Source organism: Kibdelosporangium philippinense, from assembly GCF_021390435.2.
Taxonomy (GTDB): Bacteria; Actinomycetota; Actinomycetes; order Mycobacteriales; family Pseudonocardiaceae; genus Kibdelosporangium; species Kibdelosporangium philippinense.
In genome coordinates this window covers 2,231,755-2,252,943 of record NZ_JAJVCN010000001.1, presented here as the reverse complement: position 1 = coordinate 2,252,943, position 21,189 = coordinate 2,231,755, and the positions used below count along the sequence as shown (strand labels likewise).

General features: G+C 64.0%; 26 protein-coding genes. 18 read left to right on the top strand and 8 right to left on the bottom strand.

Annotated features, from left to right (window positions below; all coding sequences use genetic code 11):
• Positions 1-90 precede the first annotated feature (90 nt).
• The 13 genes from LWC34_RS10290 to LWC34_RS10230 all read left to right on the top strand — a co-directional run bounded on the left by LWC34_RS10290 (position 91) and on the right by LWC34_RS10230 (position 10,815).
• Positions 91-1,041 carry a ketoacyl-ACP synthase III family protein gene (locus LWC34_RS10290; RefSeq protein ID WP_233724771.1) on the top strand — a complete coding sequence of 317 codons (951 nt, stop codon included), beginning with the start codon at positions 91-93 and terminating at the stop codon, positions 1,039-1,041.
• Positions 1,038-2,381 (top strand): preATP grasp domain-containing protein, encoded by a 1,344-nt coding sequence (locus LWC34_RS10285; protein WP_233724770.1) that lies wholly within the window; start codon positions 1,038-1,040, stop codon positions 2,379-2,381. The genes LWC34_RS10290 and LWC34_RS10285 overlap by 4 nt, the downstream gene beginning before the upstream one ends.
• Positions 2,381-3,643, top strand: coding sequence for a diaminopimelate decarboxylase (gene lysA, locus LWC34_RS10280; RefSeq protein WP_233724769.1), 1,263 nt, complete (start codon positions 2,381-2,383; stop codon positions 3,641-3,643). Before LWC34_RS10285 ends, lysA begins: the two co-directional genes overlap by 1 nt.
• 9 nt (positions 3,644-3,652) lie before the next feature.
• Positions 3,653-3,904 carry an acyl carrier protein gene (locus tag LWC34_RS10275; protein ID WP_233724768.1) on the top strand — a complete coding sequence of 84 codons (252 nt, stop codon included), beginning with the start codon at positions 3,653-3,655 and terminating at the stop codon, positions 3,902-3,904.
• A gap of 4 nt (positions 3,905-3,908) precedes the next feature.
• Positions 3,909-4,667: a hypothetical protein gene (locus LWC34_RS10270; RefSeq protein ID WP_233724767.1), complete on the top strand. Its 759-nt coding sequence runs from the start codon at positions 3,909-3,911 to the stop codon at positions 4,665-4,667.
• On the top strand, positions 4,664-5,203 hold the full coding sequence (locus LWC34_RS10265) for a hypothetical protein (protein WP_233724766.1): 540 nt from the start codon (positions 4,664-4,666) through the stop codon (positions 5,201-5,203). Before LWC34_RS10270 ends, LWC34_RS10265 begins: the two co-directional genes overlap by 4 nt.
• A 67-nt stretch (positions 5,204-5,270) precedes the next feature.
• The gene (locus tag LWC34_RS10260; protein ID WP_233724765.1) at positions 5,271-6,569 is read left to right on the top strand and encodes an MATE family efflux transporter; all 1,299 of its coding nucleotides are present in this window, start codon (positions 5,271-5,273) and stop codon (positions 6,567-6,569) included.
• The gene (locus tag LWC34_RS10255; protein WP_233724764.1) at positions 6,566-7,042 is read left to right on the top strand and encodes a GNAT family N-acetyltransferase; all 477 of its coding nucleotides are present in this window, start codon (positions 6,566-6,568) and stop codon (positions 7,040-7,042) included. The genes LWC34_RS10260 and LWC34_RS10255 overlap by 4 nt, the downstream gene beginning before the upstream one ends.
• Positions 7,035-7,460, top strand: coding sequence for a hypothetical protein (locus LWC34_RS10250; protein ID WP_233724763.1), 426 nt, complete (start codon positions 7,035-7,037; stop codon positions 7,458-7,460). The genes LWC34_RS10255 and LWC34_RS10250 overlap by 8 nt, the downstream gene beginning before the upstream one ends.
• Entirely contained in the window at positions 7,450-7,905 is a 456-nt protein-coding gene (locus tag LWC34_RS10245; protein ID WP_233724762.1) for a hypothetical protein, read from the top strand. Before LWC34_RS10250 ends, LWC34_RS10245 begins: the two co-directional genes overlap by 11 nt.
• Positions 7,902-8,465, top strand: coding sequence for a GNAT family N-acetyltransferase (locus tag LWC34_RS10240; RefSeq protein ID WP_233724761.1), 564 nt, complete (start codon positions 7,902-7,904; stop codon positions 8,463-8,465). The genes LWC34_RS10245 and LWC34_RS10240 overlap by 4 nt, the downstream gene beginning before the upstream one ends.
• 5 nt (positions 8,466-8,470) lie before the next feature.
• Positions 8,471-9,040 carry a holo-ACP synthase gene (gene acpS, locus LWC34_RS10235; protein ID WP_233724760.1) on the top strand — a complete coding sequence of 190 codons (570 nt, stop codon included), beginning with the start codon at positions 8,471-8,473 and terminating at the stop codon, positions 9,038-9,040.
• The gene (locus LWC34_RS10230; RefSeq protein WP_233724759.1) at positions 9,037-10,815 is read left to right on the top strand and encodes a carbamoyltransferase family protein; all 1,779 of its coding nucleotides are present in this window, start codon (positions 9,037-9,039) and stop codon (positions 10,813-10,815) included. The genes acpS and LWC34_RS10230 overlap by 4 nt, the downstream gene beginning before the upstream one ends.
• Here LWC34_RS10230 and LWC34_RS10225 read toward each other — a convergent pair.
• On the bottom strand, positions 10,812-11,273 hold the full coding sequence (locus LWC34_RS10225; protein WP_233724758.1) for a response regulator transcription factor: 462 nt from the start codon (positions 11,271-11,273) through the stop codon (positions 10,812-10,814). The two genes, LWC34_RS10230 and LWC34_RS10225, sit on opposite strands and share 4 nt — an antisense overlap.
• A 202-nt stretch (positions 11,274-11,475) precedes the next feature.
• On the opposite strand from LWC34_RS10225, the gene LWC34_RS10220 reads away from it, so the two are divergent.
• From LWC34_RS10220 to LWC34_RS10210, 3 genes are read left to right on the top strand one after another with little or no spacing between them, the layout of a single operon-like run.
• Entirely contained in the window at positions 11,476-11,763 is a 288-nt protein-coding gene (locus LWC34_RS10220; RefSeq protein WP_233724757.1) for a hypothetical protein, read from the top strand.
• Between the two features lie 2 nt (positions 11,764-11,765).
• The gene (locus LWC34_RS10215; RefSeq protein ID WP_233724756.1) at positions 11,766-12,752 is read left to right on the top strand and encodes a hypothetical protein; all 987 of its coding nucleotides are present in this window, start codon (positions 11,766-11,768) and stop codon (positions 12,750-12,752) included.
• The gene (locus LWC34_RS10210; RefSeq protein WP_233724755.1) at positions 12,745-13,320 is read left to right on the top strand and encodes a DUF3558 family protein; all 576 of its coding nucleotides are present in this window, start codon (positions 12,745-12,747) and stop codon (positions 13,318-13,320) included. Before LWC34_RS10215 ends, LWC34_RS10210 begins: the two co-directional genes overlap by 8 nt.
• A gap of 20 nt (positions 13,321-13,340) precedes the next feature.
• Here LWC34_RS10210 and LWC34_RS10205 read toward each other — a convergent pair whose 3' ends face one another.
• Positions 13,341-13,760, bottom strand: a complete 420-nt coding sequence (locus LWC34_RS10205) for a hypothetical protein (protein WP_233724754.1) — start codon at positions 13,758-13,760, stop codon at positions 13,341-13,343.
• A gap of 75 nt (positions 13,761-13,835) precedes the next feature.
• A complete protein-coding gene (locus tag LWC34_RS10200; protein WP_233724753.1) occupies positions 13,836-15,002 on the bottom strand; it encodes a PucR family transcriptional regulator in 1,167 nt (388 codons plus the stop codon).
• Between the two features lie 191 nt (positions 15,003-15,193).
• Here LWC34_RS10200 and LWC34_RS10195 point away from each other — a divergent pair, with 191 nt between their 5' ends.
• Together LWC34_RS10195 and LWC34_RS10190 are read left to right on the top strand one after the other, a co-directional pair.
• The gene (locus LWC34_RS10195) at positions 15,194-15,820 is read left to right on the top strand and encodes a hypothetical protein (RefSeq protein ID WP_233724752.1); all 627 of its coding nucleotides are present in this window, start codon (positions 15,194-15,196) and stop codon (positions 15,818-15,820) included.
• Between the two features lie 78 nt (positions 15,821-15,898).
• Positions 15,899-16,776, top strand: a protein-coding gene (locus LWC34_RS10190; RefSeq protein WP_417448663.1) for an IS5 family transposase whose coding sequence is annotated in 2 segments (ribosomal slippage) — positions 15,899-16,292 and positions 16,292-16,776 — 879 coding nt in all. Because the reading frame shifts where the segments join, the coding sequence is not laid out codon by codon here.
• A 44-nt stretch (positions 16,777-16,820) separates the two neighbouring features.
• On the opposite strand, the gene LWC34_RS10185 is transcribed toward LWC34_RS10190, so the two are convergent.
• Genes LWC34_RS10185 through wecB form a run of 5 tightly spaced genes read right to left on the bottom strand, consistent with a single transcriptional unit; the run spans position 16,821 to position 21,100 of the window.
• A complete protein-coding gene (locus tag LWC34_RS10185) occupies positions 16,821-17,765 on the bottom strand; it encodes an acyltransferase family protein (RefSeq protein WP_233724751.1) in 945 nt (314 codons plus the stop codon).
• Complete coding sequence (locus tag LWC34_RS10180; RefSeq protein WP_233724750.1) at positions 17,744-17,950, bottom strand: hypothetical protein; 207 nt, start codon at positions 17,948-17,950, stop codon at positions 17,744-17,746. The genes LWC34_RS10185 and LWC34_RS10180 overlap by 22 nt, the downstream gene beginning before the upstream one ends.
• A 2-nt stretch (positions 17,951-17,952) precedes the next feature.
• Positions 17,953-19,167 (bottom strand): FG-GAP repeat domain-containing protein, encoded by a 1,215-nt coding sequence (locus LWC34_RS10175; RefSeq protein WP_233724749.1) that lies wholly within the window; start codon positions 19,165-19,167, stop codon positions 17,953-17,955.
• Positions 19,161-19,949 carry a hypothetical protein gene (locus LWC34_RS10170; RefSeq protein ID WP_233724748.1) on the bottom strand — a complete coding sequence of 263 codons (789 nt, stop codon included), beginning with the start codon at positions 19,947-19,949 and terminating at the stop codon, positions 19,161-19,163. Before LWC34_RS10170 ends, LWC34_RS10175 begins: the two co-directional genes overlap by 7 nt.
• Positions 19,949-21,100 carry a non-hydrolyzing UDP-N-acetylglucosamine 2-epimerase gene (wecB, locus tag LWC34_RS10165; protein WP_308200083.1) on the bottom strand — a complete coding sequence of 384 codons (1,152 nt, stop codon included), beginning with the start codon at positions 21,098-21,100 and terminating at the stop codon, positions 19,949-19,951. Before wecB ends, LWC34_RS10170 begins: the two co-directional genes overlap by 1 nt.
• Between the last annotated feature and the right edge of the window lie 89 nt (positions 21,101-21,189).

The window sequence follows — 21,189 nt, the reverse complement described above, 5'->3', positions numbered from 1 at the left end:
TGGACGTGGTAGCCACCTCGGCCATTTGCCTACAGTGAACTGAAATCCGCGAATGCCGAAAACATCGCATATTCCGGACAGGGGGGAGCATTGGTCGTCGCGCGGCTCACGATCGAGTCCGTCACCAGTCATACGCCGGACAAGGTCATCGCCATCGACAGCATCGCCGATCGGCTGCGGCTGTCGCGGCCGAAACTCAAGCTGTTTCAGCGCATCCACGGCTTCGACCGCCTCAGGACCAGCGAGGGCACCAGCGTCCTCGACCTGATCGCGGAACCTGCGGCCCGGCTGGTCGACAGCGTGGACGACCCGCGCCGGATTCGCTACCTGATCTACAGCCACACGATCCAGGAAGTCGCTCCATCCTATGTGGACACCGCGAGCGAGCTCCGCGCCCGGTTGGCACTGCCGGACGCCCTAGCGTTCGCGTTGACCCAGCAGAACTGTGCCAGCGGCCTTGCCGCGATCGTCGCCGCTGGCCAGCTTCTGGCCGCCGATGAGCCCGGCGCGCTGGCACTCGTGGTCACCGGGGAGAAGGCCTTCTCTCCCATGGCACAGCTGATTCCCAACACCGCGATTTCCGGTGACGCGTCCGCGGCCTGCCTGATCAGCCTGTCCGGCAACGGCGATCACGTGATCTCCTACGCGTCGGCCACCGACGGGCGCTACTCCGACGGGATCCGGCTCGACCAGGAGCTCGTGCAGCAGTTCGGTGCGGAGTATCCGAAGCGACTGGCCGAGACCGTGTTGGCTGCGCTGGCCGACGCCGGGTTGGCCCTGTCCGACGTGGCAATGATCGTGCCGCACAACGTGAACAGATCATCGTGGCGCCGGGTGATCGAGTTGCTCGGGATCAGCGCGGACGACGTCTTCCTCGACAACATCGCGGAGTACGGCCACTGCTTCTGCAGCGACCCGTTCCTGAACTACACCCACCTGCGTGACCAGGGCCGTCTGGCCGACGGCGGCTTCTACGTGCTAACCGCGGTTGGGCTCGGCGCCACCTATGTTGCGATGGTGCTGCAGCGGGGTGAGCAGTGAGAACCAAGTACCTGAAAGCCCTGAAGCGCAGCCTGACCGGCGATTCGCGTACCCCGCTTGTGTTCGTGTGCAACTTCGAGGTCGAGCAGCATTGGTCGACGGGATTCGTTGGCCTGCCCGCAGCGCCGTTCTCGATGACCGGCCCGCTCGTGACCCGGATGGAGGAACTGGGCGCGCTGCTGGCCGGACCGGACGACTTCCTCATCCTCCAGCACCCGCTTGATCCGGGCTATGTGCAGTACGTCGGCGAGCTCGGGCTCACGCTACCGACCGTGCTGATCGCCGATGGACCCGGCGAGTCGACTGCCGCCAAGGCCATGAACTCCCCTGTCCTGCGGGATCTGGCGGCTCGGGGCGTCCAGCTGATGCCGATGGGCGTGTCGGATCTGGAGGTACGGCTCGCCAAGGCGACCGGAATGCCGTTGGCCGCGCCCGACCTCGAAACCGTGATCGCGGTGAATAGCAAAATCTACAGCAGGCGTCTGGTGGAGACCTCGGGTCTGCGTGCCGTGCCTGGGTGGTGCTGCGAGACTGTCTCGGAGTTCACCGAGTTGATGGCCGCGCTCGGACCGGAATGCACCCGTGAATCGCCTGTTGTCGTTAAGGATGCGTACGGCGTTTCCGGCAAAGGCCTTGTCCTGGTTGATGATCCGCGTACCGCGGACCGACTGGTACGCCAGGTGGTCCGGCGTGCCGCGCGGCGTAGTGACGATCGGCTGCACGTGGTGGTTGAGCGGTGGCTGCCGAAACGGGCCGACCTCAACTACCAGCTGACCGTGGACCCTGGTGGCGCGGTCCGGCTCGACTTTGTCAAAGAGGCGTTGACGCGCGACGGGGTGCACCTCGGTCACGTCAGCCCGGCCCAGCTGGACTCCGATCAGCTGGCCGAGATCGAAAAGGCCGCGCACACCGTCGGTGCGGCCCTGCACCGGGACGGGTTCTGGGGTGTCGCCGGTGTTGACGCGGTGGTGACCACGGACGAGGTCGTCTATCCGGTGCTGGAGATCAACGCCCGGTTCAACATGTCGACCTATCAGGGCGCCGTGTTGGAGACGTTCGACCGGCTTCCCGCGTCGCTGGCCCGGCGCCACGTGCTCCGGTTGTCCGCCCCACTCGAGTTCGCCGCCGTACGGGAGGCCCTCGGCGATCTGCTGATCATGGACCTGAGTGCGGGCGGCGTCGTGGTGACGTGCTTCGGCACGGTGAATGCCATGGCCGGTGATTCCGCGCCGTTCGAGGGCAGGCTCTACACCCTCGCGATCGGCCCTGACCGCGCCGCCGTCACCGCCCTCGCGGACGCGGCGAACCAAGCACTCGACGACTTGGCCGAAGGAGCATGATGACCGAGCTATCCGTGCAGGGCCTGCCGATTTCGGCGATCGCCGAGGAGTTCGGCACCCCGCTGTATCTCTATGACGGGGATGTGCTGACCGAGACGTATACGACGCTGCGGCGATTGCTGCATCCGGCGTTGGAGTTGTACTTCTCCCTCAAGGCCAACCCGAATGTGAGCGTCTGCGCCGAACTGGTCGCGCTTGGGGCTGGCGCCGAGGTTTCCTCCGACATCGAACTGCGTACCGCGGCGAGCGCGGGAGCGGGTCCGGAGTCCACCATTTTCCTTGGGCCGGGTAAGAGCGACGATGAACTGCGGGCCTGCGTCGACGCGGGAATCCGGGCGATCGTGGTGGAGTCCGAATCCGAGTTGCTTCGGCTCGACCGGCTGGTCGCGAACCGGGCACCGGTGGACGTGCTGCTGCGTGTGAATCCGTCTTTCACCACCAAGGGTTCTGGGTTGTCGATGGGCGGCAAGCCTCGGCAGTTCGGTATTGACGAGGAACAGGTGCCTGCGGTGGTCGCGCTGGCCGACAATCTGCCTGGGGTGCGGGTGCGGGGTCTGCACGCGTACATGGGCACGCGGTTCCTCGATCCGGCCGATGTCGTACACAACACCAGCCAGATCCTACGGATGGCCGAGGAACTACATCGTGAGTGCGGTGTCGAACTGAACACTGTGGACGTTGGTGGCGGTCTTGGCGTCGCCTATTTCGACAGCGAGAAGGATTTCGACGTCGAGGCGCTGGCCTCGGAACTGAACCAGGTGGTCGCGCAGTTCGTGGCGGCGCATCCAGACACACGGTTGATCATGGAACTCGGGCGGTACCTGGTCGCTCGGGCAGGTACTTACGTCGTGCGGGTGCGTGACGTGAAGCAGTCGCGTGGTGAGACTTTCGTGATCGCCGATGGTGGCACGAACCATCACATGGCCGCCGTCGGTGTTGGCAGTTACGTCAAACGCAACTTTCCTATTCGGTCGTTGACCAGGTCCGACGAAGCAGCGACGGAGCCGTGCACCATCACCGGTCCACTATGTACTCCCAATGACGTTGTGGGCAAGCGTGTCCAGCTTCCGCCTGTCGCGATCGGTGATTTGCTGGGCGTGGAGCGGTCTGGCGCTTATGGCCCGACCGCGTCGCCCGTGCAGTTCCTCAGCCACGGCTATCCCGCCGAAGTCCTGGTCCGTGACGGTGTCGCGCATCTGGTCCGGCACCGTGACACCGCCGACGACTTGCTCGGCCGCCAACTTCTGATCGAACGTCAGTAAGGAGATCCGATGACCACCACCCATACCGTCGAGGCGATCAGGGCCGCGCTCACCGAAGTGCTGAACCGCGACCTGCCTGAGCTCGACCAGACCACCCGGCTGTTCGAGGACCTGCACCTGGACTCCACCTCGGTCCTCGAACTCCTGATGGCCCTCGAGGACGCGCTCGACATCGAGGTGGATCCGGACGAGCTGCGCGCAGAGGACTTCACGACCGTGGAATCGTTGGCTGAGTACGTCCGACGGCTTTCCGGGAACTAGGTCGATGGCGCTTGCTTTGGCGCGGGCGAACGGATTGCGGGCCACTGGGCGCAATCCGTCACCGTTCGACGCCGAGCTGATCGAGTACTACGCGGATCTGCTCGGTCAATTCGGGCACACCCTGGACTTGGCGCAGTTGGCCTCGGGACGAAGTATCGGCTATCCCGAGCTGGCTTCGGCTGTGGTGGCGGATCTTGGCATTGATGAGCCAGATCTGATTCTGCTCGCGTACGCCATTCCGGACCTTCATCCGTTGAAGACCGTTGCTACATATGTGAATCACCTGTTTGGGGATCAGGCGTGCAGTATGGCGCTGTCCGAGCAGGGTTTGCAGGCGCCTTATACAGCTTTGCGTATGGCCGATGCGTACCAGTGTGATCAGGCGCTGATCTTGGTGTTGGAGCAGACCACGCTGCCTTATCGGGATCCTCTCGTGCACGATACTCCGCTGTCCGATACGGCTGTGGCTTTGGTCTTTGAACGTGCCGACGGGGATTTCCAGCGGCCTTGGTCGGGTACGCCTGCAGAACTCACGGCCATGATCGACCAGTGCTCGGACACGCTCGTGGTCGCCGGGCCTTGGGTATGCACGGATCGCGGGTTTGATTTGCATCGCTGTGGGCCGGGGACCTATTGCACGAGTGTGTGGCTTGCTTTGGCTGAGAATTATCAGCGCTGGCAAGGTGAGTACCGCCATGTCCTGCTGTGTGATGTGGATCCCCGGACCGGCGATGCCCATGCTGTGCGGGTGGATCTGCGGTGAGTTACGCCGTGTTGCTCGATCGCGCGCACCAGGCCGCTGGCGGGGTTGTTGTCGGTCCCGGCGGGTATGCTTATGCCACACAGGATCTGCTGGCTGGCGGATCGCCTGTGGACCAGCCGGTTACCGAAAGCGTTGGGGTGTCGTGCGTTCGGTTCGGTGCTGCCGAACCGGTGGTGTCCGAAGTATTCTGTAGGAGTTTGCTGGCCGCGCACGTCGATTTGCTTGATGACGTGCTGGCACAGGCCATCGACGATCTCGGCCGCCGCAGTTCCGACGGCAGGCCGCTGTTGAGCCGTCAATTGGTTCAGGCCGGGATCGCGGACGCGGGCATGCTGGTTGATCAGGTGCGTGGCTTGCTGGAGAGCGGTGAGCTGAGCAGTGGCGTGCGCGCCATGATCTTTCGCAGGCTGGTCCATGGTGGCCGGGCGCTGCTGCGGCTGTTGGGCGGGGCTAGCTTCCTGCTCGACGGTCCCGGCGGGACGTTGATGGCCGCGGAAATGGTCGGAGTGCTGTATCTCAGTGGAGGTTCAGCATGAATGGCACTGTTACCGCCTCGATGGCAACCGGTCCGCTCGGGGATCGAGACCTCAGCGAGGGTCCGGCATGAGCGCCATCGTCACCGTCGACCGGCCATCCATGGTCCGCCGTACTGCCTCGATGGCGGTGAGTCTGGTCGTCGGGATGACTGCCACAGGTGCGGCGCTGCAACTCGTGGCGCCTGCATTCCTCGGTCATCTTGGCGGACACGCCCTTTACCTGCAGTCCATCTATATTCCCTTCGGCTTCCTGAGTCTGGCCGTCAGTGAGGGGCTGACAGTCGCGGCCCAGGTGTCCGCATCGGCCGCACTTCGGCAGGACCAGTTGGCGACGGTCAGTGGGACTTTGACTGCATTAGCCGCTATCGGTTGCGGGTTCTTCGTGCTGGTTTCGGTCATTGTCTTTGGCGCGAGCGGCCTCCTGCAGGAGATTCTGAACGTGCCTGCCGCTAGCGCCGCCGACCTCCGTTCGTTCTTGTCCGCGATGCTACTGGGTAATGCCGTTGCTCTCATTCCTGCTCTTGCTAGTGCGGTTTTGCGTGGGTTCGGTCGGGCACGGGATTCGGCTGGGATCGCAGTCGCGCAGACAGTGTTGATCGCCGGTGCGATCTTCGGTGTTCAGGCGGTGTGGGGTGCTGGGGTGTTGAGTGTGCCGATCGGTTTCGTGGTCGGTTCGGTGCCGGTTGGGGTCGTTGGGTGGCTGATGGTCCGGCGTACTGGCATTCGTTTCGCTCCATGGTGGAGCTGGCGGCCGGTACTGGAACCGCTGCGCACGGTCGCGCTTCCTATTGTGGCCTCGTTTCTGGTGTTGTCGGCGAGCTCTCTCGGTTCGCTGTGGTTGCTGCGTGGGTCCGGTCCGATTGAGGTGGCGGGGTTCGGTCTGTTGCAGGCGATCCAGGCGTTCCTCGTCGTGCCCGCGATCGCGATCGGGTCCGCGACGGCGATTACCACCGCCTTGTCAGGCGCCAAGTTTGAAGGTCTGAGGATCCTGGTTCGTATCGCCCTGCCCGCCTACGTGATCATCGCTTTGAGCGTTGCGGTGCTGAGGATTCCGCTTGTGCACGCCCTGAGCTCAGACACCGCCGTGCGCGCGGCTACTACGGACTATCTCGCTGTCATCGGGCCGTCGTATCTGTTGTTCGGGTTGGCTCTGGCGGCACTGACCTATTTGGAGCAGACCGGGCATGCGGCGGGTGCTCTCGTGATCAATGTGGTCTTTTTCGGCGCCCTGTTTGTGGTGGCCGCCGCGCTTGGCCAACCATTGCACGCGGAAACACTGATCCTGCTCACGGCGATTGCTTACATTCCCGACTGCGCTGGTGTCCTGCTTTACGTCCGGTTGGTGACGCGAAGGAGTACCACGTGATCACCCTCGAAACCGTGGGCCACGACCCGTCGCCCTGCTATCCGCTGTTCACCGAGCCGGATTTCTACTTCTGTACCCTCATACCGGACCTGTTGTCCGACAGAGAACTTCAGGACCTCATCGACCCGCAGGCTTTGTTGTGCCGCAGGGACGGGATACCTGCCGGGCTGATCGTGTTGCCGTTGCCGGACGATGGCTATCGAACGCACTACGGCCTGCAGGCTCGGTTTAGCCGCGACTGCCCGCTGGAGGACGCGGTCACGGCGGTTCAGGAGGCGCTACGGGCGCTCATCACCTTCCGGCCAGTGCATCGGATCTCCCACGAGGTGTGTGAAGTCGATCAACGCGGGATCGAGTTGGCTGAGGCAATCGGCCTTCAGCTGGAAGGCACACTTCCTGGGGCGCTGACGGTCGCGGGCGGTCACCACGGGATCCGTTACTACAGCAAGCTTTTCGAGGAGACCGATGCTTGAGCTGGTCGGTTATCGCGACGAATACGCGGATCTGTGCGCCCGGGTGTGGCGAGGGCCGTTGCTGGTGAGTGTCGACTCGCCAGGGGCAAACCCGTTCGCGCCGCCGCTGCCTGACGCGGGCAGGATCTTGGTCGCACCGGGAGTTGGCATCGCGGTCTTTGACGAGATCGATCACGTGTGCCGCAGTGCCCGGCTGAGCGTCGCTACCCTCACCGATCCGGCTGGTGTGCTCGGCGCGGCTGTGGCCGTCGCCCGAGACCGGCTTCGGCTGCATCGGGTATTCGGGCTCCTCAGTGCCGAGGCTGAAGTCGTTGTCCGGCACGGATTCGAAGCCGAGGTGACGATTCCTCAACACCTGTGGCTCGACGGCGCTGTACGTGCGGGAACGATCTGGGGACGGTGCTTCGATGTCGAGTGAGCCACGGTTGATTCCCTGCTCCACTAGCGAAATCGCGACGCGGCTTGCCGAGTTGGCCGATGCTGGGATGGCCTTTCTCGGGCGCGATCTCTTGGTCGAACCGATCCCGATGATCTCGGCTCGGTTCGCGCGCGCCAAGACGCGGCTGTTCGCCGTGCCCGGCCGGGCTGGGTTGGTCGGGATCACTCCGCTCAACGTCTACCAAGCCGCGATCGATGTCGCATTGCCAGACGCGACCGGCTACGCGGACGTGATCGCTACAGCACTGAAGCTGTCCGCGACCCACTTGGGGCTGCGCACAGTCGTGCGGTACGAGCCGAATCGCGACGATCGGGCCGTCCACTTCGAACACGCTGGGCTGCGATTGCTTGGCGTCTTGCGCGGAGCGCGGTTCCAGGACGGCGCCTATCACGACCAACGCGTCTGGATAGGGGTGACGGGATGAAGCGACTGAAGATCCGGCCGATGCGTGACTCGGACATCGAGGAATGGGTCGCCATCTACCTCGACGAACGGGTGCAGAGCAACATCAACCACGAGGGCGTGCTCGCTGCACCGGACGAGCTGCGCGCGCGGGTCAGGGAGTGGCTGGCGTCCGACCGGTTGTTCTTCCGGATCGGTACCGGGGGCGGTGATCTGGTTGGCTTCGCTCGTTTGTCCAAACTGGATTGGATCAGCCAGCGCTGTGATCTGACGGTCATGGTCGATCCCAGGCATCGGAGCAGGCTCGGGCTGCTCGCACACATTGCCATGTACGACCACATCTACGACTCGCTCAACCTGCGCGTCGTCGTGCACGAGGTGCTGTCCGGCAACACGATGATGCGGACCGAGGAGTACTACCGATCTAGGGCTCACGCGATCACGCCGGACCATTGTTTCACCGTTGGCGTCCAGCGCACTTGCTACTGGTGGGTCGAGACACGGGCCGAGCACCACGCCATTCTCGCTGAGACTGCCGAGCGTGGTGCCCGGGTTCGGCGGCGTGTGGCCGGAAAGGCATGAGCCATATGCGAATCGGCATCGATCTCGCTCGTGTCGGCGAATTGGACCGGCTGCTGCAGCGCGCGTGGTTCCGTCGATACGTATACACCCCAGGCGAATTGCAGCGCGCTGACGGCTATCAGGCCACGCGGGCCGCCGAATTCCTGACTGGTCGGTTCGCTGCCAAAGAAGCGGTACTCAAGGTGCTGGGAACCGGCATTTTCGCTGGGGTCGCACCCAGGGAGATAGAACTGGAAACGGATTCAGCTGGCGCGCCGGTGGCTCGGCTCACCGGGGAAGCCAGTGCCGTCGCTCAGCGTTTGGGAATCGCGTCGGTGACGGTATCGATCTCGCACAAGGACAACGACGTCGTGGCCGTCGCGGTATCCACGTCATTGTCCCCTTTGGACGCCGTCACCGCTGTCGATGATCCGCGGTTGTGGGCGGCGCGTTGCAGCGTGGAAGCTTCCGCGTTGCTGCTGCGGGCATATCTGGTTGACGACCGTGAAGCGCTGCTTGATGCGGTTGGCGCCGCCCGCGCAAGTGTTTCCGCCGCTACCACCGCGGCTTGGACAGTGAAGGGGCACAACGGATGACAGTGATACTCGGCTACAGCGGGCTGGATGGCTCCGGCGAGTTCAAACAGGCCGCTTTCCCCGGACTGACCGCCGCGGAGAACAGGCTGTTCCAGGGACTGGATTCGGCAGCCGCTTTGATCGTGGACGACCACCTGGTCGCCGCTGTCCAACAGGAACGGTATTCCGGCGACAAATCGGACCATCGGTTTCCTGTGGATGCGATTCGTTCGTGTCTACGTATCGCCGGTCTTTCTGTCTCGGACATCGACGAGGTGCGGCACAATTTCGATTATGGGCCGGCGCGGATTTTCTCGCTCGGGGACCCGGTGAGCCGTCACCGGTACGACACCGTTTACGCGCCAGAGCGGCAAACTTCCTTGCTGCACCAGCATTTTCCGGAACTGAGTGGCCTTGCTGTGCGTGCGGTCGACCATCACCACACGCACGCTTTGACCGCCGCAGTGCCAAGTGGGTTCGACGAGGCATTGGTGGTGGTGCTCGATGGAATGGGCGAATTGCATTCGGTGAGCGTGCATCTGTGGCGATCAGGCACGCTGACCCGGCTCGCGGCGCTGGATTTCCGTAGCAGCCTCGGGTTGTTCTACGCCATGCTCACCCTGCACCTGGGTTTCTGGCCGAACAGCGACGAGTACAAGGTGATGGCTCTGGCTGCGTCCGGGGACCCGTCGCGCTTCGCCTCCGCGATGGAGCAGGCGGTCGTGCTGCGTGCTGAAGGCCGGTTCGAAGTGCCTGTGCTGCAACTGAATCGGGACAGCGTGAGCAAGGAGACTTTTGCTGGCTCGAGGCAATGGCTTGCGTCCCAGGGGTGCCCGGGACGCGATGGGGACGTGACCCAGACCCACATCGACTTGGTCACGGCCGCGCAGCGCAGGTTGGAGCAGGCAATCACTCATCTGGTCGACCATTGGGTTTTTCGCACTGGGGTTCGGCGGGTCGCCTTCGCTGGCGGGGTCGCGCTCAACTGCGTGGCGATCGGGAAATTGGCTGCTTCCGGAGTCGTTGATGCCGTTTATGTCCAACCCGCCGCAGGCGATGAGGGCACTGCGGTCGGGGCAGCTTTGTCCGGCGCCGATTTGCTGCGGGCGTCGGCCGGATACCCGGCGCTGACCTTCCTCGGTCCCGATGTGGATTCGGATCAGGTTCCCACCGACCAGCCGTACTTCAGCGCCTCCGTGGCCAACGCTGAATCTGTTGCCGCCCGCCTGCTCAGCGAAGGGTTGGTGGTCGGCTGGGCGCAGGGTCGGCTGGAGTTCGGGCCTCGGGCGCTCGGCAATCGCAGTATCCTCGCCGACCCCCGGCGCCGTGAGATGCGTGAGCGAGTCAATGCCGCCGTGAAGTTCCGGGAGGATTTCCGGCCATTGGCGCCCGCGGTGAAATCCGAGTGCGCGACAAGGTACTTCTCCATTCCCGCTGGCACGAACATGCGGCACATGACAGTGGCCGTTCCGGTGCTTCCGGACCGTGCCGCCGATATCCCTGCCGTGGTGCATGACGACGGCACCGCGCGCGTTCAGCAGGTGTATGCGGCCGAACATCCTCGGTTCTGGCGGATCCTTGATGAGTTCGAGCGGCTGACCGGGGTTGGCGTGTTGATGAATACCTCGCTGAACGTCAAGGGGCAGCCGACTGCGCGGTCGGCGAGCGAGGCCTACCGGACGTTCGATTCGTCCTCATTGGATGTTTTGTTCATCGGGGATCGGCTGTATGCCAAGGACAGTGCGGTTCCGACCGTGCTGTCTATTCTGGACTCGGCAATCCCTTTGCGCGGCTAGCAGGCGTGCGCGGTGCGGGCCAGACGGACGAGATGGGATCGGCGGCGAGTTCCGAGCTTGCCGCGGATCGCTTCCAGATGCCGGTTCACGGTGCGTACCGCAATGCCGAGCTCGTCTGCTATCTCGTCGTTGTCGTAGGCCTTTGCCAGGCAACGCAGCACATCTTGCTCGCGTGCCGTGAGCCGCCCGAGGCCTTCGTCGTGATAGCCGTCTCGGAAGGTCAGCAGAACCTCGGCAGGTGGCGTCTGCGACAACACCATGACCCTTACTTCAGGGTGCCGGTCGCGCAGTTCCGAGATGAACCGGAGGGCTCGGTGGTCGCCTAGGAGCAGTACCTGTGGGCGGAAGGCCGCCACTTGCTGTGCCGCCGTTGCGATGTCCGCCGACTCTGCATCGAGTCCCGCTCCGGCCAGGCTCGCGCGCGTCGATGATTGGTTGTCGACCAACAGAACTCGCATCTCGGCCCTTTCGTGTGATCACCCTCAGGATCGAGATTGTCGCGGCGCGGAATCCCAGCCGACCAGGGAGACGGGTCCTAGCAGTTCAGGAAACTTTCCCGGCGCATCGCTCCGCCAGGGCGTCCAGCGGTTTGACGATGTCGCTTGCGCACAGTAGTCGCCCGGCTATCATCGGTGGTTGGACTCTGGGTGGGGAGGCCCAATGGATGACGGTTTCCGGGTAGCGCTCGACGAGCTGCAAAGGGTGGGTGACCAGGCACTTCCAGCTCTTCGAGACATCATGGCCGTGCAACTTCCGATCTTGACGTCACACGAAGGACTTGGCGGTCCCGGCAGGCTCGAGGAGGTCGGCGCCTACCAGGTGACATATGCCCGATTCACCGACGAGATCGCCGCACGCCAGAAACATGGGGCAGAGGTCGTCGACGCGACCGCTCAAGCGGTGAAATCGATCGTGGCGCTGTACCGGCGCGCCGACGGGCAGGGCTGACCATGGGTGACTGGAAGAGCGATGACGAAGTCCGGTCCGCCGCTGATCGTGCGGCGCGCCGACTCATCGACCTGTTCAACCACGAGCAGCCAGGAGGCAAATGGCTCGGTTCACCCAAGGTATACCCCAGTGGCGGTGGCGCTGCCGTGCTACACGGCCTGCTTGGCGACGCCGACATCGTACTGAGCCTCGACCCGCAGAAGATCATCGATGAGTACCAGCGGATGCAAAAGGTCGGACGGGAACTCAATCAGGACACCTCGGCGGAGATCGTCGATGCGTTCCGCGCGATCGACTACTCTGTGCAAGACTGGGAGGGCTCTGGCGCGTTGGCCTTCCGACGCCAGGTATCGATGATCCAAGCGTTCATCGGACAACAGGCGACCTACCTCATGCGAACAGTGGAATCGCTGGCCATTTTGCTCGCGGCGTCGATTCAGGCACGGCGGGACTATGTCGCACTCGCCAATGCCACCAGCGCCGCCGTGGCCAAAGCGCTGAAGCAGCATGACGACGCCGACACCAAGATCGCGATCTCGGTAGGTGCGAGCGTGGTGTCCGCGATTCTCGGCGTCGCGACAGGTGGTGCCTGGTTCACTGCCTCAGCGGGTGTGGTGATCGGCGCCGTGTCCAGTGGCATGCAACTCTTGGTGGATGGCGAGAAATTCGGTGAGGTCGCTGGGGTTTACGCGTCCGGCCGCGACCAGGTCCACACGGCGTACAAGGACATCATCCGCAGTGCTATGACCAAGATCCAAGAAGCCGAACGAGATCTGCTCGGCGAAAAGAACGAACTCTTCGCACCCATCCCGGCCGCCATCGACATCACCTCACCGGCCTTCGGTTACCAGAACCTTGCCGCCTTGGGCCGTACGCTTGACCAATTCGGCCCGAAGGTCGAGGCGGAACACCGCAAGATCACGGAAAGCCAGAAACCGGCCGGAATCGTGAATCCGGACAGTCCAATTCGGAGGCGACTCGATGGTTGACGCAGCACGACCGGTCATGCCATGGCTCTGCACCTTGGTGATGCTGACGGTCACGGCCTGCTCAACTCCGGACCGGCCGCCGGAGCCAGCCCCCACGCCGACAACACCAATCCCGGCACCACAGCTCGACGTCTCGCGATATCTCTCAGATCCGTGCTCCGGCGTGCCCGCCAATCTCAGTTCTCGGCTCGGGCTGCGGTCTCGCAAGAGCTCGCACAGCAAGATCATCATCAACGCCGGGGACCAAGCCGAGTGCCAACTGACGACCGGGCCACCGCTGACCGCCGCGGCCGCGGTCCGCTTCTACCCGCATGCCAGGCCACTCACCCTGGTGTTCGGCCCCGGGAGCGGCATCAAGCCAACCACCGTCGCGGGATACCCCGCGGGCGAATGGATCCAGAGCACCGGTGCCGACGGCAGCTTTACATCGTGCCAGTACATCGTCGACATCGCTGAGACACAGGGATTCGGCACCCTCTACAACGGACCCTCTGGCGAGCCGATCGAGACTTCCTGTGCCCACGCCAAAGAACTCGCTGACAGCGTCATCGCTGCGATTCCCAGATGACTTGGCCCGCAGTCAGACGGTCAGAAGTTGGCGCACTGGTTGCGGGCACGGTCGAGTTCACCGATCGACTCCGTAGTCAGCCGGAGCCTACGGTTGATCAGCTCGTCGGCCCGCCCGACCGTCTCGCTGAACACCTTGTACGTGGAGTCGTCGCGGGCTGCCGCTTGGGCCAAGGCTTTGGCTGCGCTGAGCCGATCTGCTGCTGTGAGCGTGTAGTTGCTTTCGGGGAGTCGGTCCGCTCGGCCTGTCATGGGTTTCAGGTCGCCGACACGGTCCAGCGCCGCGCAGGCGGCAGCCGCATCTCCGGCCGCGCCCGAGGGCGAGCTGAAGTCCGTGGTTACCAACCAGAGCAGGCCGACGACCGCCGCGCCGATCACGACTCCGATTGCCCACTGGGTCAGCGGGGAGGACCGATGTTCCGATTCTGCGGGAACTACCACTGGGAAACCGCCTTTTTCGCTGTGACCTCGTCACGCTAGGCGCTCCTACCGGCGGGCGAAAACCGTAGAAATGCCCTAGTGCCAGCGACCGGCGAGTACTCGGGCAACGACCGCACTGAGCACGCGGACGCCTTGCAACGACCCAGGGTCCATGCCGACGAGTTCACGGACCCGGCGGAACCGGTAGTCGAGTGTCCTGGGGTGGATGTGCAAGGCTCCGGCGGTGTTCAGGCGGTTCATGTCGTGACGGTAGAACGCGTCCAGCGTCGCCACCAGGTCCGGGCCGTTCTCCAGGCGCTGCGCGAGACCATGCAGCCATTCGTCAACCTGCGGGACTTGCACGACACCGAGTTCCACGAAGGCATCGGCCAGAAGATGCAGGCGGCGCGGCACGGCCTCAACCGGCGCGACCTGGCTGATCTGGCGCGCCAACGCAACTGTGTCGCCCAGTGCGTGCACGCGACCTGTGGCCGCGCCAGGGGCACAGGGCCGTCCGACCAATGTCGCGAGCTCCCGGGCGAGGCCTAATGCACGTTCCTCTGCTGCTTCGCTGTCGGTACAAGGGATCAGTGCTACGAGCTCGTCGGGTTCGCGCCACATCATCGGCACCGCATAGCTTTCCAAGAGGGCTCCGATGACCTTCTCGCGTTCTTTGCTTGCTGGTAACGGGGTACCGGACATTCTTACGACCATGATCACGTATCGGTCCGCCACCCGCATATTCAGGCTTTCCGCGAAACCTGGCACGACTGAAACGTCCGATAATAGGGTCACTGCCAGGTCTTGAACCCGCTTGACGATCGGCAACGAGCGTTTCTGCCCTTTCAGGAAACCTTGGGCGTACGCGCTTTGCCCAGCCAGTCCGTTAGCTGCCAGCCAGCCGATCATCTCCGTGACGTGATGGGTTTCGTTGAAGCCTGCTGCTTCGTGAATCTCTCGCAGGGTCAACACGTCGTGCAGATCGAGGACGCGTCTGCGGGAGCTCAACGAAATGCCCTGCGACCCGCGTTCTTCGCCGAACTGGCCCAATATCGCCAGGTCCTTGCCGGTGAAGGACGCTCCGTCCGCCGCGAGCTCGACTTCCCTTCGCCGCAACAGCACCGCGAAGTCCAGCATCGATGCCTTGGCCCTCTGCTCTTGGGCCACCGCGCGGAAATCCTCGAGTTCGCTGGTGTAGACGTCGACCGCCCGGCGCGCGTTCGTGTCCACCCGATCCCATAACAGCTTGAAAAGGCCATCCATAACTTGGTTTTCCCCTCTGGCAGCTGCCACCCCAATGAGGAGGCTACTTGCCCGACGGGATTTCTGACCGGAAAAGTGATAAGTCGATCTTGGTTCGACCGCTCCAGATTCGCACCAAGTCACGTAGCTATCGGCGTCGGCCGCTTGAAACTCTGTGCCTGGAAAGAACATTCCTTCAACAAGGAGACTCTGTGCGTAGCTCGATCAACAAGATCACCGTTTTGCTCGCCGCCACTGCGGCGACCGTAACGCTGGCGCCGTCGGCAAGTGCGACGCCTCGGCCCAATTTCGCGTTATGTGTCCAATTGGCTGACGGTGGCGGCAACACCGAACTCGGCGCCGAACAGTGTACGAAGTTCGTCAACTTCGGCCCCAGTGCCTCGCTGTTCGCCTGTGACGCGAACTGCTTCGACCCGGACGCCATCCGCATCAACCTCAGGGCCGCGTTCGGCGGCGGTCAGCTCAACCCCGGCATCGACTTCCGCGCCTGCGGTCAGGCCGACGACAACGGCAAGGAACTCGGTGCCGTCCAGTGCACGGACTGGGCCAGCGGCGGCGGTGGGAAGTCCGGGCGGATCAGCGACTTCAACGGCTTCGATCCGGACCGGTACCGCGTGTTCCTCGAAACCCGGCCGCTGCCACCGGGTGCCGGGTTCACCGACTGGCGGTTCTCCGTCGAGACGTTCGACCGCGGTGAAGGCAACGGCATGCCCGCGTTCACCGGATGGGCAAGCGAGAACGGCGGTCCGAGCCGTCTCGCGGTTGACCAGAACCAGTTCGACTTCGACGGAATAGTGCTCGGGCTGGAGGTTGTCTAGCAGGTAAGACCTCGTGAGTGGTTATGCGCGTTAGGGCCTGTTTCACAAGTTGATCAAGGTTTGAGATGATCTTGATTCGTGGGGCGTGGTGATCTGACCAACGAGCAGTGGGCGAAGCTGGAACCCTTGCTGCCCAGGGGCAAGAAGCCTGGCAGGCCGCCGAAGCATGCGAAGCGGAAGCTTATTGACGGGATCCGGTTTCGGGTTCGAACCGGTGTGCCGTGGCGGGATCTGCCGGAGCGTTACGGCCCGTGGGAGACGGTGTATGGCTTGTTCCGGCGGTGGCAACGGGATGGCACGTGGAAGAGGATTCTGGTCGCGTTGCAGGCGGACGCGGACGCTGCGGGCCTGATCACCTGGGATGTCAGCGTGGACTCCACGGTGGCTCGTGCGCACCAGCACGCGGCTGGTGCGCGTCAAAAGGGGATCTCCAGAAGGAGTCTCCGGGCGGGGTCGAGGTCGAACCGGCCGATCACGGGCTGGGGCGCTCCCGAGGCGGGTTGACGACCAAGACTCACCTGGCGGTCGAGCAGGGACAAAAGCCCTTATCAATCGTGATCACCGCTGGCCAGCGAGGTGACTCGCCCCAGTTTCAGGTGGTGCTCGACCGTATCCGGGTACCCCGGCGGGATCGCGGTCGGCCGCGCTGCCGCCCGAATCGGGTGCTCGGCGACAAAGCCTACGGGTCCCGCGCCAACCGCGCCTACCTGCGCAGGCGCGGTATCCGCTGCACCATCCCGGACAAGGCCGACCAGGTCCGCAACCGCAAGAACAAGGGCTCACACGGAGGACGACCACCCGCATTCGACAAGGAGATCTACAAGCAACGGCACGCTGTCGAGTGCGGGATCAACCGTCTCAAACGAAACCGAGCCGTCGCCACCAGATACGACAAGCTCGCCGTTCGCTACGAAACCACGGTCACCATCGCAGCGATCAACGAGTGGCTCCCATGACTTTCGAAACAGACCCTAGAACACGCATAACCACTCACGAGGGGTCAGAGGGCAACTGGCTCCCGCTGAGGCTTGCTACGCGCCCAGCGGCGCATCACCGGGCGCTCAACCAGCGCGTAGAGAGCCCAGCCCGCCAGCAGGGTCGCGATGAACAGCAGCACCGAAACACCGATCGCGACCGGCTTGCTGAACGGGTCCGACGGCAGCAAAGTCCGGCCGTAGAACACGACAACACCCTGGCAGATATAGAAACCGAACGAGATCTCGCCAAGCCAGTGCCATCGCGGGCCTTGCAGACCTGTTCGACGGCCCTCGCTGTCAGCCACCGCGTATGCGCCGATCACCAGGCAGATCGGGATGATCGTGGCCACGACGAAGCCGTACATGAACGGCACGTTCAACGCGACCGCGTAACCCACCGGGATGCTCAGCAACGACAACTGAGGGTTGATCGCCGGAAAACGTCCCGCCATCACCGCTCTGGCCAGCAGCATGCCGGTGACGAACTCGAACAGCCGGGGAACCGGGAAGATGTAGCCGAACCAGAACTGCGCCCCGGAGACCGGGGTGATCGGCGACTTCGGCGAGTCCGGGATCAGGAACGTGTTGATCACCTGCACGGCGACCATGCCGAGGATCATCATGCCGGTGCAGAACCACAGCCTGTTCGCGCCGATCTTGGTGATCGGCTTGAGCAGCAACGGGAACAGCATGTAGAACAGCAGCTCGCTGCACAGCGTCCACGATGGCGGGTTGACGTTCACGTAGACCGTCGGGTCCGGCGAGAACGAGTGCAGCAGGAACATGTTCGCGATCCAGCCGGACGCCGGTGTCATCGCCGCAGCGAACAGGATCATCGCCGCGGCGAACATCACCAGGTGGTTCGGGAAGATCTTGAGCTGCCTGCGGCGCCAGAACGCGCGCATCCGCTCCCCCGGCTTGACCGACCAGGTCAGCACGAAGCCGCTCAGTACGAAGAAGAACGACACCCGAGGTAGCCGGCCTTGCTGAACAGCCACTCCAGCCAGTCCGCGAGAGCTTCGTCGGCGAACGGGTTGACGGGGTTGTTCGGCGGGATCGGCGAGTTAGACAGCGTGATGTGGAAGAAGAACACCAGCAGGGCCGCGACGAACCGCAGCCCTGTCAGCGAACGCAGGGAGGAGGGCCGGGACATGCTTACCTCGGGATTTCGTTGCGGTAGACCATTAACTTCGCGTCCTTGGCGACGTAGTAGTTCTGCACCGAGTACGCGATGGTGGCGAAGTCGAGCCTGCCGTCGCTGTTGAAGTCGGCCGTGGCGATGCGGGCGACGGACTCGTCGGCGACCCGCCACTTCGCCCAGATGCCCTGGCTGGCGTCGATTGCCTTGTAGTACATGACGCCTTGCCACGGCCACGGGCCGCGCAGCGCCACCAGGAACTCGTCGTCGCCGTCGCCGTCGAAGTCGGCGCAGACGATCTGGTGCCCCGGGCCTTCGCCGTTCTCGTTGGGATCGCCGTAGACGTCAAGCAACGTGCGCTGCCACGCACCCTCCGAGTCCTTTGTGTACACGGCGACCGTGTTGCCGTGGAACGGTTCGATCGCGGCGAGGTACGCGAACGGGTCACCACCAAGGCCACCCGCGTCGAGGTCGCCGCTGCCGCGAAACCCCGTCTGCTCGAACTGGGTCAGCTCGCCGGTGCCGATCAGTTCCTTGCGCCACTGGCCGGTCTTCTCGTCGAAGTACAGCCAGGTCACGCCTTCGTCGGAGGCGAGAAGGATCGATTCGAGGTCCGATCCGGGGATCAGGCCCTTCTTCTTCTCGGCGCCGTGGATCATCCGGAACGACCAGTCGTCGATGACGGTCTTGTCCCACTCCTCGGCCGCGTACACGTCGTCGGGCTGGGTGAACATCACCACCGGCAGCACCGCGTGCACGTCCGCTTCGGCGACAATGGGCAGGCCGATGACTTCCAGTTTCTCGGTCTGCGTGAAGTAGCCGACGCGCAACCGGTGCATGCCTGTCGCACGGCCGATGTAGTGACGCTTCCAGCGTTCCTCGGTTTTGTCCGCGCCGCCGGGGTTCTCGATCCAGTCGATCTTGCCGCCTGCCGGGTCAGGGTCGTGGATCGTGCCGATCGGACCGTAAAGCTCATAGCAGACAACGATGTCGGGGTGCCCGTTGCCGCTGATGTCACCGAAGTCGGCGCCGACCGGCATCCGGAACCCGTCGGTCACCAGCCGCTTCGGCCAGCCTGCGCGGTTCTGGTACCAGTAGATCTCGCCGAGGCGCAGGCCGTAGCCGAACAGGTCGGGCGTTCCATCGCCGTCGACGTCAGGTGCCTCAAGCCAGTACCCGTCGCGCAACTGCTCGGCGACGATCTCCGGGGTGAACTTCGGGGGTGTCACCACAGTTGTCTCCTTTCCTTTCGATAACTCAGACGGCGTGGTACTCGACGGCGAGCCAGACGCAGTCGGTGTCGGCTCGGTACTGGTGCCACGGGTAGGTGAACCCGCCGTCCGGCCTGGTGCGGAGAGAACGGCACGGGCGGGGTGTGGCCGGGACTCATCAACTGGTCCTCGTACAGCGTGCTGTGGTCGCGCTGCTTGAACTTCTGCATCCGGCCGTACCCGTGGATCTGGGAGTGGATCTCGATGAACTCGTGCACGTTGTGGATCGCGCAGTCGGTCCCGGCGGGTGCGAACCACAGGTTCACCGAGATCCGGAAAGTCCGAGAGTTCCCGGTTTTGTCGGACCCCTCGGGTAACGTAAAAGCAAGGGCTCCCCTGGATGGCGGGATTTGTCGGGTGGGGGCCAGTGCGATGTCCGGGTCGAACTCGATGGTGCCGATCTGGTCGACCGGTCCACGGTAGAGCTGGGTCGAGCGCGGGAACCCGGGCAGCAGGTCCGCGAACAGGCTCCAGTCCGGCTGGTTGACGATGTCCGCCATGTTGTCCTCGTCCAGCACACGGAACAGCAGCACGCTGTCGCCCTGCTCGATGGTCGTGTCCACGAGCACGGTCGACGAGAACGCCGGGATGTGCCGGACCGGCTCCTCCCCCACGGTCAGCGGAGTCAGGTTCGGATTGACCACAATGGTCCTTCCGAGAACCGGGAAGTCCTTGGGCGCCACCACGAACTGGGCATCGATGTACGCGTTGGCCGAGTTGATCGGCCTGCTCGTGCCCGCCATCAGGCCGCTATCCCAGCGGGCGTGATCAGGCTGCCCGGCACGAACGGCACGACCGCAGGCCCGTCGCCGAAGTAGTGGGCCAGCGCGCCGACCACGCGGTCGGTCGCTTTGCCGTCACCATAAGGGTTCGCGGTCGTGGCCATCCGCGTATACAGAGCCTCGTCGCGCAGGAGTGCGGTGACCTCAGCAGCGACGCGCTCACAGGTGCGTCCGACGAGCCGGGCGGTGCCTGCCACGACCGCTTCGGGGCGCTCAGTGATGTCCCGCAACACCAAGGTCGGCTTGCCGAGCGCCGGACCTTCCTCCTCGGCACCGCTGCTGTCCGACACGATGATGTCGCTACGCAGCATCAACCGGCAGAACTGTAAGTACGGCAACGGGTCGACGATCGTGATGTTCGGAACACCACTGATCTCCGGCAGTATCGCCTCGCGCACAACGGGATTGCGGTGCAACGGGACAACGATCCGGACGTTTTCGGCGTCCGCGACCTGCCGCAGCGCCTGGCCGATCTGGGTGAGCTTGCTCCACGACTCACGCCGGTGCGCCGACGCGACGATCACCCGGCGCGGGTCGTCGTCCAGGTCCTCCAACGCGGGGTCGCCGTAGTCGACCGCCTGCGCGCTCGCCCACCGCAACGCGTCGATGACCGTGTTGCCCGTGACGACGATCTTGTGTTCGCTGATGCCCTCGCGGATCAGATTGGCGCTGTTGCCTGCCGTCGGTGCCAGGTGCAGTTCGGAGATCTGCGCGACCAGCCTGCGGTTGGCCTCTTCCGGGAACGGCGAGTACAGGTTGCCGCTGCGCAGTCCCGCTTCGATGTGCACGACCGGGATCTGGTTGTGGAATCCGGCAAGGCCACCGGCGAGTGTGGTGGCCGTGTCGCCGTGCACCATGACCGCGTCGACCGGCGAGTCCGACAGGTGCTCGGCCAGGCCGCTCAGCGCCCGATGGGTTACCTGGGAAAGGGTTTGCCGCTCGGCCATCACGCTCAGGTCGACGTCCGGGGTGATCCCGAATGCCGCAAGCGTCTCGTCGAGCATCTGCCTGTGCTGGCCGGTGGACAGTACGACCGGAGTGAATCGAGGGTCATCCTTCAGCGCCCGGATGACCGGGGCGCATTTGATGGCCTCCGGCCGCGTGCCGAGGATGACAGCAACCTTTCGCGTGACGTCCTTCCTACGGCCGATGAAAGGGATTTCCTGACTCGGCCTTAATCGACTCGTTTACCCCGAGATGG